The organism is Pseudomonas sp. AP42 (assembly GCF_001728935.1).
Lineage (GTDB): Bacteria > Pseudomonadota > Gammaproteobacteria > Pseudomonadales > Pseudomonadaceae > Aquipseudomonas > Aquipseudomonas lactis.
Map to the genome: position 1 here is coordinate 38531 of NZ_LYSO01000035.1, position 14974 is coordinate 53504.

15 protein-coding genes are annotated in these 14974 nt (G+C 62.6%); 5 read left to right on the forward strand and 10 right to left on the reverse strand.

What is annotated here, in order from left to right:
- Positions 1–62: 62 nt before the first annotated feature.
- The 8 genes from murB to A7K61_RS15005 form a co-directional block, all read right to left on the reverse strand.
- Positions 63–1082 (reverse strand): UDP-N-acetylmuramate dehydrogenase, encoded by a 1020-nt coding sequence (gene murB, locus A7K61_RS14970; protein ID WP_069557858.1) that lies wholly within the window; start codon positions 1080–1082, stop codon positions 63–65.
- Positions 1079–1543 carry a low molecular weight protein-tyrosine-phosphatase gene (locus A7K61_RS14975; RefSeq protein WP_069557859.1) on the reverse strand — a complete coding sequence of 155 codons (465 nt, stop codon included), beginning with the start codon at positions 1541–1543 and terminating at the stop codon, positions 1079–1081. Before A7K61_RS14975 ends, murB begins: the two co-directional genes overlap by 4 nt.
- Positions 1543–2307 (reverse strand): 3-deoxy-manno-octulosonate cytidylyltransferase, encoded by a 765-nt coding sequence (gene kdsB / locus A7K61_RS14980; RefSeq protein ID WP_069557860.1) that lies wholly within the window; start codon positions 2305–2307, stop codon positions 1543–1545. The genes A7K61_RS14975 and kdsB overlap by 1 nt, the downstream gene beginning before the upstream one ends.
- The gene (locus tag A7K61_RS14985) at positions 2304–2489 is read right to left on the reverse strand and encodes a Trm112 family protein (protein ID WP_003174668.1); all 186 of its coding nucleotides are present in this window, start codon (positions 2487–2489) and stop codon (positions 2304–2306) included. Before A7K61_RS14985 ends, kdsB begins: the two co-directional genes overlap by 4 nt.
- A gap of 24 nt (positions 2490–2513) precedes the next feature.
- Positions 2514–3524 (reverse strand): tetraacyldisaccharide 4'-kinase, encoded by a 1011-nt coding sequence (lpxK, locus tag A7K61_RS14990; protein ID WP_069557861.1) that lies wholly within the window; start codon positions 3522–3524, stop codon positions 2514–2516.
- Entirely contained in the window at positions 3524–3952 is a 429-nt protein-coding gene (locus tag A7K61_RS14995; protein WP_014718877.1) for a biopolymer transporter ExbD, read from the reverse strand. Before A7K61_RS14995 ends, lpxK begins: the two co-directional genes overlap by 1 nt.
- Entirely contained in the window at positions 3949–4584 is a 636-nt protein-coding gene (locus A7K61_RS15000; protein WP_034128146.1) for a MotA/TolQ/ExbB proton channel family protein, read from the reverse strand. The genes A7K61_RS14995 and A7K61_RS15000 overlap by 4 nt, the downstream gene beginning before the upstream one ends.
- A gap of 108 nt (positions 4585–4692) precedes the next feature.
- Entirely contained in the window at positions 4693–6918 is a 2226-nt protein-coding gene (locus tag A7K61_RS15005) for a DNA internalization-related competence protein ComEC/Rec2 (protein ID WP_256557862.1), read from the reverse strand.
- Between the two features lie 135 nt (positions 6919–7053).
- Here A7K61_RS15005 and A7K61_RS15010 point away from each other — a divergent pair, with 135 nt between their 5' ends.
- Positions 7054–7569, forward strand: coding sequence for a DUF2062 domain-containing protein (locus A7K61_RS15010; RefSeq protein ID WP_003192045.1), 516 nt, complete (start codon positions 7054–7056; stop codon positions 7567–7569).
- 3 nt (positions 7570–7572) lie between these two features.
- On the opposite strand, the gene A7K61_RS15015 is transcribed toward A7K61_RS15010, so the two are convergent.
- On the reverse strand, positions 7573–8931 hold the full coding sequence (locus tag A7K61_RS15015; RefSeq protein WP_069557863.1) for a sensor histidine kinase: 1359 nt from the start codon (positions 8929–8931) through the stop codon (positions 7573–7575).
- Entirely contained in the window at positions 8918–9646 is a 729-nt protein-coding gene (locus A7K61_RS15020; protein WP_069557864.1) for a response regulator transcription factor, read from the reverse strand. Before A7K61_RS15020 ends, A7K61_RS15015 begins: the two co-directional genes overlap by 14 nt.
- A 205-nt stretch (positions 9647–9851) precedes the next feature.
- Between A7K61_RS15020 and A7K61_RS15025 the strand changes: the two genes are divergently transcribed.
- The 4 genes from A7K61_RS15025 to A7K61_RS15040 all read left to right on the forward strand — a co-directional run bounded on the left by A7K61_RS15025 (position 9852) and on the right by A7K61_RS15040 (position 14669).
- Positions 9852–12605 carry a response regulator gene (locus A7K61_RS15025; protein ID WP_032896707.1) on the forward strand — a complete coding sequence of 918 codons (2754 nt, stop codon included), beginning with the start codon at positions 9852–9854 and terminating at the stop codon, positions 12603–12605.
- A gap of 161 nt (positions 12606–12766) precedes the next feature.
- A complete protein-coding gene (locus A7K61_RS15030) occupies positions 12767–13756 on the forward strand; it encodes a 2-hydroxyacid dehydrogenase (RefSeq protein ID WP_069557865.1) in 990 nt (329 codons plus the stop codon).
- Between the two features lie 71 nt (positions 13757–13827).
- Entirely contained in the window at positions 13828–14268 is a 441-nt protein-coding gene (locus tag A7K61_RS15035) for a hypothetical protein (protein WP_003192054.1), read from the forward strand.
- Complete coding sequence (locus tag A7K61_RS15040; RefSeq protein ID WP_032896704.1) at positions 14265–14669, forward strand: META domain-containing protein; 405 nt, start codon at positions 14265–14267, stop codon at positions 14667–14669. Before A7K61_RS15035 ends, A7K61_RS15040 begins: the two co-directional genes overlap by 4 nt.
- The last annotated feature ends 305 nt before the right edge of the window (positions 14670–14974 follow it).

Consider the following 14974-nt stretch of genomic DNA (forward strand, 5'->3'; position numbering starts at 1 on the left):
GCCATAAAAAATGCCCCGTATCGCAAGATACGGGGCATTTTCATTTTCAGGCCCGATAAAGCTCAGTACTGATTGGGTTCCATTTCCAGCTGGACCTTGAAGCGCGTGAAGATATCTTGCTGGATGCGTAGCGCCAGCTGGGCAATCTCCTGCCCGGTGGCGGTGCCGTAGTTGACCAGCACCAGCGCTTGCAGCTTGTGCACGCCCGCATCGCCCTCCCGGAAGCCCTTCCAACCGGCCTTGTCGATCAGCCAGCCGGCGGCGAGTTTCATTTGGCCGTCGGCCTGAGGATAGGCCACCATGTCTGGATACTGGCTTTGCAGCTCCACAGCCAGGGCTTGGGGCACCAGCGGATTCTTGAAGAAGCTGCCCGCATTGCCCAGCTCTGCCGGGTCTGGCAGTTTCTCGCGGCGAATGCTGCAGATCGCGCGGCTCACATCGCTTGGCGTAGCGTGGGTGACGCCCTGCGCGGTCAGGCGCTGTTGCACCGGGCCGTAGTCGAGTTTCAGGTGAGTGGCGCGGCTGAGGGCAAAGCGTACCCGCAGGATCAGCCAACGCCCGACTTCGTGCTTGAACAGGCTGTCACGGTAAGCAAAGTTGCATTCGTCGAGGCTGAAGTCCCGCAGTTCACCCGTCTGGCGATCCAGCGCGGTTAGGCCGGCGAAGACATCCTTGATCTCTACGCCATAGGCACCGATGTTCTGCATCGGCGCGGCACCGACAGTGCCGGGGATCAGGCTGAGGTTTTCCAGGCCGCAGAAGCCGTGTTCAAGCGTCCACAGCACAAACGGATGCCAGGCTTCACCCGCTTCGGCTTCGACCACCACGTGCGTGCCATCGTCGCTCAGCACGCGAATGCCTTGGGTCGCCATACGCAACACCAGCGCCGGAATATCCTGGGTCAACAGTAAATTGCTGCCGCCACCGATCACCAGCAACGGCACCGCGTGTGCCGAGGCATAGGCGATGGCCTCGCGCACGTCAGCATCACTGTGGGCCTCGGCGAACAATTGCGCGCTCACATCGATGCCAAAGCTGTTGAATGGCTTGAGCGATACCTGCGCAAGCACTTGCAAGGTCATAGCCGCCCCTTCAATTCGATCACCAATAAATCACAGGCGCGTTCGATCAGGTCCAGGACCCGTTCGAAACCTTGCTCACCTTCATAGTAAGGGTCTGGCACCTCGTCCACTTCGCCATCAAAGCGACGCAGGAATAGATCCAGCTCCGCCTTGCCCTGCCCCGGCTGCATGGCCTTGAGGTTGCGCAGGTTGCTGTTGTCCATGGCCAGGATCAGGTCATAGCGGGCAAAGTCGGCGCGGCTGACCTGCTGGGCACGCTGGGATGACAGGTCGTAACCACGCCCCAGTGCCGCACGTTGGCTGCGCTGGTCCGGCGGGTTGCCGACATGCCATTCCCCGGTGCCGGCAGACGCCACCTCGATCTGGCCGGCCAGGCCCGCCTCACGCAATTTATGGCGCAGCACGCCTTCAGCGGTGGGCGAGCGGCAGATATTGCCCAGGCATACAAACAGAACTTCCATCAGGCGCCCAGCAGGCGACGGACGCGTTCGAGGTCTTCCAGGGTGTCGACACCCGCCGGCGGCGCTTCCAACGCATCGCCCACATGGATGCGTACGCCGTGCCATAAGGCGCGCAGCTGTTCGAGGGATTCGGTATTTTCCAGCCAGCACGGGCCCCAGCTGACAAAATCATGCAGGAAACCGGCGCGGTAGGCGTAGATGCCGATATGGCGGCGATATGGCACGCCCTCCGGCAACACGTCGCGATTCTTGGCAAAGGCATCCCGCGCCCACGGCAAGGTGGAGCGACTGAACGTCAGTGCCAGGCCATTGATGTCGCTGACCACTTTCACCACGTTCGGGTTGAACAGCGTCTCGATGTCTTCGATCGGTTCGGCCAGGGTCGCCATACGCGCCTCGCCATGGGCTGCGAGGTTGGCGGCGACCTGGTCGATGACACCCGGAGGGATCAATGGCTCGTCGCCTTGCACGTTGACCACAATGGCGTCGGGCGCCAGGCCAAGCTTTGTCGCCACTTCGGCCAGGCGGTCAGTGCCGGAATTATGGTCTTCGCGGGTCAGTACCGCTTCGGCACCAAAACCTTTGCACGCCTCGATGATACGCGGGTCGTCGGTAGCCACCACCACCCGCTCGGCGCTACTTTTGCACGCTTGCTCCCACACCAGCTGGACCATCGGCTTGTCGCCGATCATTTGCAACGGCTTGCCCGGCAGGCGCGTCGAGGCATAGCGCGAGGGGATGACAACGGTAAAGGCGGTGGTCATTTATCCAGGCGCTCATCGGTGGTCAGGGTACGGGCTTCGCTTTCGAGCATGACCGGGATGCCATCACGGATAGGGTAAGCCAGGCCGGCACCTTTGCTGATCAGCTCGGTTTTGTCGGCGCTGAGCTTGAGCGGGCCTTTGCAGATCGGGCAAGCGAGGATATCGAGCAGTTTGGTGTCCATGAATGTTTCCTGGAAAGAAGCGTTTTAAGGCAAGAGACGGTTGGGCAGCAGACGCATCAGCTGCGTGTCGAACCAGGCGACGAACGCCGGCGACGGTACCGCATCCACCGCAAGGTACCACCAGTCGGGCTGGGCAAAGGCGCGGCACTTCACCGCGTCCTTTTCGGTCATGACCAGCGGCAATGACGGGGTAAAACTCAAGACCTCGGCGCTGTAGGGCGCGTGGTCGGCAAAAGCATGGGGCAGCGGCTGCCAGTGTAGCGTTTCAAGGGTATTGAAGAAACGTTGCGGGTTGCCTATACCGGCCACCGCATGCACCTGCTGGCCCTGCGGGAAATAGGTGACCGGCTGGCGCTCGCCGCTGTACAGGTTGACCAGCGCTGTGGGCTGCAGGCGGAAGGCAAAACCCTCTTCACGGTCCGAGGCGGCACCGTTATAGAGCACCGCATCCACACTGTGCAGGCGCTCCACTGGTTCGCGCAACGGCCCGGCAGGCAGGCAGCGGCGGTTGCCGAGGCCACGGGCGGCATCGATCAGCACCAATTCAAGGTCGCGGGCCAGGCGGTAGTGCTGCAGGCCGTCATCGGAGAGGATCAGGTCCAGGGGCTCACTGGCCAGCAGGGCCTTTACCGCGCGACTGCGATCGGGGTCGATCATCAAAGGGACGCCACTGCGCTGCACGATCAGCAAGGGTTCATCACCGGCCACCTCGGCACTGTGGCCGGCCTCGACCCGCCACGGCAACTGCGGCGGCTTGGCACCGTAGCCTCGACTGACCACGCCCACGCGCAAACCGCTGCGGCGGCAGTGCTCGATCAACCACAGGATCAACGGCGTCTTGCCGGTGCCGCCTACAGTGATATTGCCCACCACGACCACCGGCACCGGCGCTTGATAAATCTCTCCCTCGCCTGCCACAAAGCGCGCACGCTTACGTTGCACCACGCGGCGATACAGCGATTCCAGTGGCCGCAACAATGCCAGTGCCGGGTGGCCCTCGTACCAGGCCTTGAGTAAGCGCTCGGACATGGCCATCAGGGCGGGCTCGCCGCCTCGACGGTGGTCATGCGCAAATGGCTGAAACCGAGCTTGCCGGCAGCGTCCATGGCGGTGATCACGGCTTGATGCGGGGTCTTGCCATCGGCGCTGATGGACAGCGGCAACTGGGTGTCGCCGCCAGATTCCTTCTGCAACGCCTCCATCAAGCTGGCAAGGTCGTTTTTCTCCAGCAACTGGTTATTCACCGAAAACACCCCTTCGGCGCTGATAGCGATGTCCAGTTGCTTGACTTGCTGGTCTTCGGCAGGCGAGCCACTCACCGCTTCAGGCAGGTCGACACGCAACTGGGTTTCGCGGGTGAAGGTAGTGGTCACGACAAAAAACAGCAGCAGGATGAACACCACATCGATCAACGACGCGAGGTTGATATCAACATTTTCCCGTTGCTTGCGGCGAAATTTCACGCTTTGCCCTCGACCAGGTCTACATCACGGTCGCCCTGCACCACCTCCACCAGCTTGATGGCTTCCTGCTCCATGCCGACCACCAGTTCATCAATGCGACGCAGCAGGAAACGGTGGAAGAAGACCGAAGGGATACCCACCATCAGGCCAGCTGCGGTGGTGATCAACGCCTTGGAGATCCCACCAGCCAGGACCGCTGCGTTGGTGGTCATGCCCGAGCCTGTGAACGAGCTGAAGATATCGATCATGCCGAGTACTGTGCCGAGCAAACCAAGCAGCGGTGCCATGGCGGCGATGGTGCCAAGGGCGTTGATGTAGCGTTCCAGTTCATGGATGACCCGGGCGGCCGCCTCTTCGATGCACTCCTTCATGATCTCGCGACCATGCTTGGAATTGGCCAGACCGGCGGCGAGGATTTCACCCAGCGGCGAATTGGCGCGCAGCTCCTTGAGTTTCTGCTTGTCGAGCTGCTTGTTCTTGATCCAGCCCCAGACCTGCCCCAGCAGATGCTCAGGGGTGACGCGACTGGCGCGCAGGGTCCACAGGCGTTCGGCAACGATGCCGAGTGCAGCGATGGAACTCAGAATGATCGGCAACATCATCCAACCGCCGGATTTGACCAATTCCCACACAGTGAATGCCCCCTCGAAAAAGTGCGCCACTTTACCATATAGGGTCAACAGAGGGGTTCACCGGCTACAGGTCCGTCTGTCGCGGTTCGAGACGTTGGTAACGCCTGATTACGGTAACGGTTCGCGCCAGAAACGACGTTGGCTGCGCGCAACCGTCGCAGGCGCAAACGCCCCCAGGCGCAGGCGCACGGCCCCCTGTTCTGCACTGTCATACACGCGGCTGCCCAGCGTTTGGTAGCGCTCCAGGACCTGCGGATGAGGATGGCCGAACGTATTGCTGCGCCCGCGGGAAATCAACACCGAGGTGGGCGCCAACCGCTGCACGAAAGGCCAGGACGAAGAACTGCGGCTGCCATGGTGCGGGGCCTGTAGCCAGTCGGTCGAAACCGCCAGCGGCGATGCGAGAAACGCCTGTTCGGCGGCGCGATCAATATCGCCGGTGAGCAGCAGGCGTTCGCCATTAGCCTGGACTTGCAGCACGCACGACCTCGGATTGCCCTCAAGCCCACCCGCCCACTGCCACAGTTCAAACGACACGCCGTCCCATTCCCAGCGCTCGCCGCTAGCACAGGGCTGGGTGGCGAGAAAGGCTGGCAAGCCCTCGGTTTCGCCGCCCACCACGCGCTTGACGGGCAGCCCCCGAGCCACTGTTGCCGCACCACCGGCGTGATCGGCGTCGGCATGGCTGAGCAGCATCATGTCCAACTGCCCTACCCCGAGTTTTTTCAACGACGGCAACACGACACGCGCCCCGAGGTCGACAGGCCCCGAGCGCGGCCCGGCATCGTAGAGCAACGTGTGGTGGCGGGTACGCAGGATCAGTGCCTGCCCCTGGCCGACATCCAGTTGCAGCACCTCGACCTGTCCGTGGGGCACCCACTCCCTGGGCGGGAAAACGGCCATCAACAACATGGGCCAGCCCAGCACTCGGAACGGCACCCCTTTGGGCAGCAGTAACATCACCGTGCCCATCAGGCTGACCAGCCAATACCCCAGCGGCACCTCGGGTGGCACCCAAGCCGGCAATTGCCCGGCCAGCAGCGCCAGGCCCTTGAACAATCCGTCCAGCGCGCCGCCGGCCAGCCACAGCACACCTACCCCCGCCAGCGGCACCCACAACAACGCCGTGCCCAGCAGCGCCAAGGGCAGCACCACCAGGCTGATCCACGGCACGGCAAACAGATTGGCCACCGGTGCGCTGAGGCTGATGGGCAAACCCAGCACCAGCAACACCGGAAACAAGCCAATGGCAATCAACCACTGGGGCCGGGTCCACGCCTGCCAGACGCTCCACGGCCCCAGGCGCCCGCCGAACGCCAACAGCAACACCGCGACCGCCGCAAACGACAGCCAGAACCCCACCTGCAGGCTGGCCAGGGGCTCCAGCACCAGCACGCCGTTCAGCGCCAGCAACAGCGGCCACCATAGCCCCAAATGGCGGAACCGCAGACGCCACAGCAACACCAGGCCGACCATCACACAGGCCCGCTGCACCGGCACACCAAACCCCGCCAGCAGGCCATAACCCAACGCTGCGCCAAAAGCCAGGCCGCACGCCCACGGCAGCCACGGCCAGGTTCGGGGCCAGCAACCATAGCGCGCCAATACCGCGACCAAGCCGTAGATCAAGCCCGCCAACAAGCCGATGTGCTGCCCGGAAATCACCAGCAGATGCACCGTGCCCGTGTCCTGCAGCACCTGCCAATCCTCAGGCGCCAGACCGGAACCATCGCCCAACACCAGCGCCGCCAGCCCTGCCTCGCGGCCTTGGGCATCCACCTCCATCAGGCGCTGGCGAACAGCATCGCGCCAGGCATTGCGGGCCGGTGCGAGACGTTCACCGTCTTTTACCGTTGCAGTGGCACCGATACGCTGGGCCAGCAGCCAGGCTTCATGGTCAACCCCATGGAAATTGAGCAGGCCCGCAGGCCGCTTGAGCGTCAACGCCAGGCGCCAGCGTTCACCGCTGTTCACCACTGGCCCGCCGTGCCAGGACACGCGTATACGTTTGGGCAGCCGCCCCTTGCGCAACCGGCCGTCGGCCAGTTCAAAGCGCACGCCCGTACCCGTCTGCTGGGGCAAGCCGACCACACGCCCCTCCACCCAGCGAGTCTGCCCGTCCAGGGCCGGCTGCAGTCGATCATCCAGCGCCCGCTGCGCGCTGAAGCAAGCCCAGCTCAACCCCACCAGGAAGAAGGCCAAGGGATAGGACCGAAAAGGCAACAGCATCAAGGCCAGCACCAGCATGGCCAATAGCACGGCGCCGGGCGGCAGGGCCGGCAACCAACGCAACGTCAGCAACCCCAGCGCCAACGCCAACATCCCTGTCTTCATGGATCATCCTTTCTCCGTGATCCACTCAGTCTTAGCCAGCTGAATGACAGCGCCTATGATGTTTTGTCACAAAGTCTGAATTTTCTGTTTATAGAATCCGGGCATACTTGCCCCTCGAATTGACGTGGACCCCTTATGCCCCGGCGCTTATTCAAACGGTACATGCCCGATCCCAGCAGTATCAGGGAACACAAGTCATTACAGTTTCTTGGCACGCTGCTGCATGACCCCAACCTCTGGCACCTGAACCGGCACTCCGTGGCGCGCGCCATGGCGGTGGGTTTATTTGCGGCGTTTATCCCGATTCCGTTGCAGATGTTGCTCGCCGCAGTGCTCGCGATCTCGGTGCGCGGCAATATGCCTATCGCCATCAGCCTGGTGTGGTTGACCAACCCCATCACCATGCCGGTGGTGTTCATCTGCACCTATATGACCGGCGCCTGGCTGATGAATGTACCGCCACGCAGCTTGCCCGATAACCTGACGTGGGAATGGATCAGCGGCCAGTTGAGCACCCTCTGGCAGCCATTCTTGCTGGGTTCGGTGGTATTGGGGGTAGTTTTGGGCGCCCTGGCCTATTGCCTGACCATGGCGTACTGGCGCTGGTGGGTGGCGCACCAGTGGAAAAAACGCAAACTGCGTCGGCGCTGAGCGCTAACGGGCCAGCAAGTGCAAATGCACCCGCAGCCCCTGCCCGGTGTTTTCTGCCCATAAGCGACCGCCCTGGCGCTGCACGGCGTTGCGGGCAATGCTCAGGCCCAGGCCGAAACCGCCATCGCCGGGCCGCGAGCCGTCCAGGCGGGTAAAGGGCGCGAAGATGCGCTCCAAGTCACCCTCCGCAATCCCCGGGCCCTGATCCCGCAGCCAGATATGCCAATAGTCGCCCTCACGACAGCCGTCGAGTTGCACGCAGCCGCCCTTGGGCGAGTGGCGTATGGCGTTGCGCAGGATATTTTCCAGGGCCTGGGCCAGTGCATTCAGATTGCCGCGCACCCAACTGTCCGCCGGTAACAGGCATGGCAAGCGCGATGCGGGCCAACCGCTTTCAAAACACGCGTTCTCACGCAATATGTCCCATAACGCCTGGAGCTGAATATCTTCCTGGGGCAGCGGCGTTGTTTCGCTGTCGAGCCAGGCCAGTTGCAGGCTGTCTTCCACCAGGCGCTGCATGGCGTCGACTTCCCGGCCCAGGCGCTCGCGCAGTTTGGCAAGGTCTTGCTCGCTGTCGCAGGCTACCCGCAGGCGGCTCAAGGGTGTGCGCAGTTCATGGGACATATCGCGCAGCAACTGCTGCTGCAAACGCACGGTGCCCTGCAGGCGTTCGGACATGTGGTCAAAGGCGCGGCCCAGCTCGCCCAGTTCATCCTGACGGCTGGTGGCATCCCGGGACATCCGCGTATTGAGTTGGTCGGCACGCCAGGCATTGGCCTGCTCGCGCAATTGATTGAGGGGCATGATCAGCAGCCGATAGAGGCCGATGCACAGCAACAGGGTAAACAGACCGGGAATCACACCATTGGTGACCACTCGCCAGAACAGTTGATAGCGCCCTGGCATAAAACGCTGCGGCAACTCGATCACCAGCGATCCCGCGCCAGGGTCGACCGGAAACGGCACCTTCATCCAGGGCAAACCGATGACATGCCGGCTGACCGGCCAATCCAATCCACGCAAGAACGTCAGGCGCTGGCTTTCCTTATCACTCAAGGGCGTGCTGCTCAGGGACTGCAGGTCATTACCGATCACCCCGACCCAAGTGCTTTCACGCTCGGCCATCCGCTGCAGCCAGGCATCTACGCCCGCGCTGCCTTGTGTGCTCCACGCCAGTTCGGCGCCCGCAGCATAACCAGTGAGAATCTCCCGCGACTTCTCGGACAGGTAAGCGCTCTGCTGCTCCATGTAGCGCCCCCACGACCAACTGAGCCAAATCATCAGCAAACAGAAGGCGATCAACAGGCAGGCCAGCTTCCAGAACAACGAGTGTTTGCCGGGCAGTCGCTCAAAGCCCTTCATCGTGACCACTCAGCACGTAGCCCTTGCCCCACACGGTGCGCACTTCACGCTCGATGTAACCGATGGCCTTGAGCTTGCGGCGGATCTGGCTGACGTGCATGTCGAGGCTGCGGTCATGGGGCGCATAACCGCGCTGCAACACCTGCTGATACAGGAAGGCTTTGCTGAGGACTTCTTCGGTATTGCGGTGCAGGGTTTCCAGCAGGCGGTATTCGCTGCGCGTGAGCGTGGCCCACTGGTCCTGGCAGGACACATCGCAGCGCTCATCATCAAAGTGCAGCACCCGGGTATCTTCGGGGGCCGGGGCACGCGGCGGCTCGGGTCGGCGGTCCAGGGCAACGCGGCGCAGAATCGCTTCAATACGCACGCACAGTTCAACCATGCTGAACGGTTTGGGCAGATAGTCGTCCGCGCCCAGGCGAAAACCGCTGATACGATCGGCCTCAGCGCCCAGGGCCGACATCAGGATCACCGGCATGGCGTGGCTCTGGCGCAAATGGGTGAGGATCGACAAACCGTCCAGCCCCGGCAGCAGAATGTCCATCAGCACCAGGTCGAAGGCCTGGGCGCGGGCCAGTTGCAGGCCCTGCTGGCCGTTCCGGCACCAGGTCACCTGGAAGCCACTGCGGCCAAGCTGCTCGTGCACATAGGCGCCCAACACCGGGTCGTCTTCGATGGTCAGGATACTGGGTAGGCCAACTGCTGCGGGAGTCATTAGCGTCTGCAAGTCATTCTCAATCACTGATTATTCAAGATTAAACGTTCACAGGCAATCGCCACCCGGCGCCGAATGGCCCGAAGATTGCCGCATGTCATTAATTTGCAAGATTCCAGGCCGCGCAAATGGCTACACTGCGCAGGTGGCGCGGGCCGGATGCCGGCGTGGATGATTGATAACAACGTGGTAGCAGGAGAGTGGCGTGCTTAGAAGAATGGGGATAAAAGGCCGCGTACTGTTGCTGACCTTATTACCGACCAGCCTGATGGCGCTGTTGTTGGGCGGCTATTTCACCTGGATGCAGCTCTCGGAGTTGCAGACCCAGTTGCTGCAACGCGGCGAAATGATCGCCGAGCAATTGGCACCCTTGGTGGCACCTGCCCTGGGCCACAACAACACCGACCTGCTGGAGCGCATCGCGACCCAGTCCCTGGAGCAGCCGGATGTGCGCGCCGTGTCGTTCCTGGCGCCAGACCGCTCCTCCCTGGCCCACGCCGGCCCGACCATGCTCAACCAGCCACCCACCGGGAACAGCTCGCACCTGTTGCAGCGCACCGGCAACGACGCCACCCGCTATTTACTGCCGGTGTTTGGCCGCCATCGCAACTTGGCGGGCGAGTTGATTCCGGATGAGGCAGACCGCCTGCTGGGTTGGGTCGAAGTGGAGCTGTCTCACAATGGCATGTTGCTGCGTGGCTATCGCAGCCTGTTCGCCAGCCTGCTACTGATCGCCATCGGCCTGATGTGCACCGCCGCCCTCGCCCTGCGTATCAGCCGCACCATCAATTCGCCGATTGGCCAGATCAAACAAGCGGTGGCCCAGCTCAAGGACGGCAACCTGGAAACACGTTTGCCACCCTTGGGCAGCCAGGAACTGGACCAACTCGCATCCGGCATCAACCGCATGGCCGAAACCCTGCAAAATGCCCAGGAAGAGCTGCAACACAGCATCGACCAGGCCACCGAAGACGTGCGCCAGAACCTGGAAACCATCGAGATCCAGAACATCGAGCTGGACCTGGCACGCAAGGAAGCCCTGGAAGCCAGTCGCATCAAGTCGGAATTCCTGGCCAACATGAGCCATGAAATCCGCACGCCGCTCAACGGCATCCTCGGCTTTACTCACCTGTTGCAAAAAAGCGAGCTGTCGCCGCGCCAGTTGGACTACCTGGGCACTATCGAAAAATCTGCGGATAACCTGCTGGGCATCATCAACGAAATCCTCGATTTCTCGAAGATTGAAGCCGGCAAACTGGTGCTCGACAGCGTGCCTTTCAATCTTCGCGACTTGCTGCAAGACACCTTGACCATCCTCGCCCCCGCCGCCCATGCCAAGCAGCTCGAACTGGTGAGCCTGGTGTACCGCGACACGCCCCTGGCGTTGGTGGGCGACCCGCTGCGGCTCAAGCAGATTTTGACCAATCTGATCAGCAATGCGATCAAGTTCACCCGCGAAGGCACCATTGTGGCCCGAGCGATGATCGAGGATGAGCAGGAAGACAGCGTGCAATTGCGCATCAGTGTGCAAGACACCGGCATCGGCCTGTCCAACCAGGATGTGCGTGCCCTGTTCCAGGCATTCAGCCAGGCCGACAACTCGCTGTCGCGCCAGCCCGGCGGCACCGGTTTGGGCCTGGTGATTTCCAAGCGGTTGATCGAGCAGATGGGCGGCGAAATCGGCGTCGACAGCACGCCGGGGGAAGGCTCCGAGTTCTGGATCAGCCTGAACCTGCCCAAAACCCGCGACGACGTCGAAGATTTGCCCGCCGCGCCGCTGCTGGGGCGGCGTGTGGCCGTGCTGGAAAACCACGAACTGGCGCGCCAGGCCCTGCAACATCAGTTGGAAGACTGCGGCCTGGAAGTCACGCCCTTCAACACCTTGGAAAGCCTGACCAACGGCATCACCAGTGCGCACCAGACCGAACAGGCCATCAGCCTGGCGGTGCTCGGTGTCACGGCCAATGACATTCCGCCCGAGCGCCTCAACCAACACCTGTGGGACCTTGAACACCTGGGCTGCAAGGTGCTGGTGCTGTGCCCCACCACCGAGCAGATGCTGTTCAACCAATCGGTGCCCAACCCCAACAGCCAATTGCAGGCCAAGCCCGCCTGTACCCGCAAGCTGCGCCGCTCCCTGGCCGACCTGATCAGCCCGCGCCCTTCGCGCAGCGAACCCGGTGAGCCGTTGTCCAGCCGTGCGCCACGGGTGCTGTGCGTGGACGACAACCCGGCCAACCTGCTGCTGGTACAAACCCTGTTGGAAGACATGGGCGCCAAGGTGCAGGCGGTGGAAAGCGGTTACGCGGCCGTCGACGCCGTGAAGCAGGAAACTTTCGATTTAGTGTTGATGGACGTGCAAATGCCCGGCATGGATGGCCGCCAGAGCACCGAGGCGATCCGCCAGTGGGAAAGCGAGCGCCACGGCACGCCGCTGCCGGTGGTGGCCCTCACGGCTCACGCCATGGCCAACGAAAAACGCGCCCTGCTGCAAAGCGGCATGGACGACTACTTGACCAAGCCCATCAGCGAGCGGCAATTGGCCCAGGTGGTCTTGAAATGGACCGGCCTGGCGCTGCGTAACCAAGGCCCGGAGCGCACCCACGAAGGTGCGGCCCAGGGCGTGCAACTCTTGGTACTCGACCACGAAGAAGGCCTGCGCCTGGCCGCCAACAAGGCCGACCTGGCCGCCGATATGCTCGCCATGCTGCTGGCCTCCCTGGAGGCTGATCGCCTGGCGATTACCGTCGCCCGCGAAGCCAATGACAACCATGCCTTGATCGAACGCGTGCACCGTTTGCACGGCGCCACCCGCTACTGTGGCGTACCGCAATTGCGGGCGGCCTGCCAACGCGCCGAAACCCTGCTCAAACAGGATGACGCCAAGGCCATGGCCGCGCTGGACGAACTGGACATGGCGATTGCGCGGTTGGCCAGTGAAGCCAGAGTGAGTGCCTGACCCTGTTTTCATGGGCAACGAATCAACAATGTGGGAGGGGGCTTGCCCCCGATAGCAGTGTGTCAGTAGACGAATCCATCGCTGATGTACCGCTATCGGGGGCAAGCCCCCTCCCACATTCAGTCAGCATTCCAATGTGTAAATTGCAGGGAGCCTTTTTAATGCGCGTCATTCTCTTCAGCAGCCAAACCTACGACCGCGAGAGTTTCCTCGGCGAACCGCTGCCGGCCGGCCTGGAACTGCAATTCCAACCGGCACGCCTGAACCTCGATACCGTGGCCCTGGCCGAACACCACGAGGTGGTCTGCGCCTTTATCAACGACGACCTCAGCGCCCCCGTGCTGGAGCAACTGGCCAAGGGCGGTACGCGCCTGATTGCCCTGCGCTCGGCGGGCTACAACCATGTCGACTTGCCGGCCGCCCAACGCCTGGGCCTGAGCATCGTGCGCGTACCCGCCTATTCGCCCCACGCGGTGGCTGAGCACGCCGTCGCGCTGATTCTGGCGCTCAACCGCCGTCTGCACCGTGCTTACAACCGCACCCGCGACGGTGATTTCAGCCTGCACGGGCTCACCGGTTTCGATCTGGTCGGCAAAACGGTCGGCGTGGTCGGCACCGGGCAGATCGGCGCGACCTTCGCCAAGATCATGGCCGGCTTCGGCTGCCAGTTGCTGGCCTACGACCCCTTCCCCAACCCGCAGGTGCAAGACCTTGGCGCCCGCTACGTGAGCCTGCCTGAACTATTGGCCGAGGCGCAGATCATCAGCCTGCATTGCCCATTGACCGCCGACAGCAAACACCTGATCAATACCCGCTCGCTCGCGCAGATGCAACCCGGCGCGATGCTGATCAACACCGGGCGCGGTGGCCTGGTCGATACGCCAGCACTGATCGAAGCACTCAAGGTTGGCCAGTTGGGCTACCTCGGGCTGGACGTATACGAAGAAGAAGCGCAGTTGTTTTTCGAAGACCGCTCGGACCTGCCCCTGCAAGACGACGTGCTCGCGCGCCTGCTGACCTTCCCCAACGTGATCATCACCGCGCACCAGGCCTTCCTCACCCGTGAAGCCCTGGCGGCGATTGCCGGCACCACATTGGCCAACATTGCCGCGTGGGCCGATGGTCGGGCGCAGAACCTGGTCGAGGGATGATCAGCGGTCACATACCAGGCTCATGATAGGCCGGCACCCGTGATAGGATGCCGCGCCTATTTGGAGGATCCATGGCCGAACACGATTTCCGCTTCAGCTTGCTGAGCCCGCAACACACCCTGATCGAATGCCGCGCCCTGGTGCCGGGCCGTTACCAGGTCACCGGCAACGGTGGTTCGATCAAACATGGCGACGTCCTGATCGTCAGCCTGCGCGGCAGTAAAACCCTGTCGATGCGACTGACCGTCGAAGGTGACGCGCGCTACTCCATCCGCCCGGCGGGCCAGTGGGTCGCTATGGCCCAAGGGCCGAAGTTCGGCGAACTGGAAATTCACACCTGGAAGGTCAACTGCGACAGCTGCGACGCCGTGCTGGAGTTTGAATTCGCGGTAGAAACCAAGCTGACCAAGGCCCCCCTGCAACCGGCCGCCAACGCGCGTATCAAAGAACTGGGCTGGGCCAGCGAAGGCGATAAGCACCGTTGCCCGAAATGCCAGCAGGCCGCGCAATGAAAGGCCGGCTGCTGCTCGCCGCAATCGGCATGAGCCTGGCAGGCTGCGCCGCCGATGGCGCCAAGCTCGAGCGCGACCACAGCTACGTAGTGGAATGGATCGGTGAGCGGCCGTTGATGGACTACGCGCACCTGACCGTCACCCTGGGTGCCGATGGCCGGGCCTATGGCAATGGCGGCTGCAACCACTGGTTTGCACCGTACACCGTCGAAGGCAACAAGCTCAGCTTCGGCCCGGTCGGCAGCACCCGAAAAATGTGCGCCGAAGCCCTGATGGAGCAAGAGCATCGCTTCTTCCAGGCCCTGCAAAGCGTGCAGCGCTGGGACATCTCGCCGATCGAGCAGACGCGGTTCTGGCCGGCCGAAGGCAAGCCAATCCGCTTATGGCTCGAAGAAGGCTGACCTAGGCGCACGCTCCTGTATTAACGCGGTGTCCTCTGGTTCTGTGGAAGCTGGCTTGCCTGCGATGCGGACGACGCGGTGTATCAGGTACACCGCAGCGATGCCATCGCAGCATCGGTATCTACACAACTTCGAGGCGACGCTGGACCTGTGGCGAGGGAGCTTGCTCCCGTGACGGCCTGCCAGCCGATGCCAATCTACCCTGACACCCCGCGATCAACCTGTGGGAGCGGGCTTGCTCGCGAAGGCGGCCTGGCAGTCAACACAGTTGTGTTGTGTACATATCCATTCCTGCGGTAACGGCC

What these genes read in the sequence shown, in the direction of transcription:
- murB (WP_069557858.1), bottom strand. Translation starts at nt 1,082, where the DNA reads ATGACCTTGCAAGTGCTTGCGCAGGTATCGCTCAAGCCATTCAACAGC.
- A7K61_RS14975 (WP_069557859.1), bottom strand. Translation starts at nt 1,543, where the DNA reads ATGGAAGTTCTGTTTGTATGCCTGGGCAATATCTGCCGCTCGCCCACC.
- kdsB (WP_069557860.1), bottom strand. Translation starts at nt 2,307, where the DNA reads ATGACCACCGCCTTTACCGTTGTCATCCCCTCGCGCTATGCCTCGACG.
- A7K61_RS14985 (WP_003174668.1), bottom strand. Translation starts at nt 2,489, where the DNA reads ATGGACACCAAACTGCTCGATATCCTCGCTTGCCCGATCTGCAAAGGC.
- lpxK (WP_069557861.1), bottom strand. Translation starts at nt 3,524, where the DNA reads ATGGCCATGTCCGAGCGCTTACTCAAGGCCTGGTACGAGGGCCACCCG.
- A7K61_RS15005 (WP_256557862.1), bottom strand. Translation starts at nt 6,918, where the DNA reads ATGAAGACAGGGATGTTGGCGTTGGCGCTGGGGTTGCTGACGTTGCGT.
- A7K61_RS15010 (WP_003192045.1), top strand. Translation starts at nt 7,054, where the DNA reads ATGCCCCGGCGCTTATTCAAACGGTACATGCCCGATCCCAGCAGTATC.
- A7K61_RS15015 (WP_069557863.1), bottom strand. Translation starts at nt 8,931, where the DNA reads ATGAAGGGCTTTGAGCGACTGCCCGGCAAACACTCGTTGTTCTGGAAG.
- A7K61_RS15020 (WP_069557864.1), bottom strand. Translation starts at nt 9,646, where the DNA reads ATGACTCCCGCAGCAGTTGGCCTACCCAGTATCCTGACCATCGAAGAC.
- A7K61_RS15030 (WP_069557865.1), top strand. Translation starts at nt 12,767, where the DNA reads ATGCGCGTCATTCTCTTCAGCAGCCAAACCTACGACCGCGAGAGTTTC.
- A7K61_RS15035 (WP_003192054.1), top strand. Translation starts at nt 13,828, where the DNA reads ATGGCCGAACACGATTTCCGCTTCAGCTTGCTGAGCCCGCAACACACC.
- A7K61_RS15040 (WP_032896704.1), top strand. Translation starts at nt 14,265, where the DNA reads ATGAAAGGCCGGCTGCTGCTCGCCGCAATCGGCATGAGCCTGGCAGGC.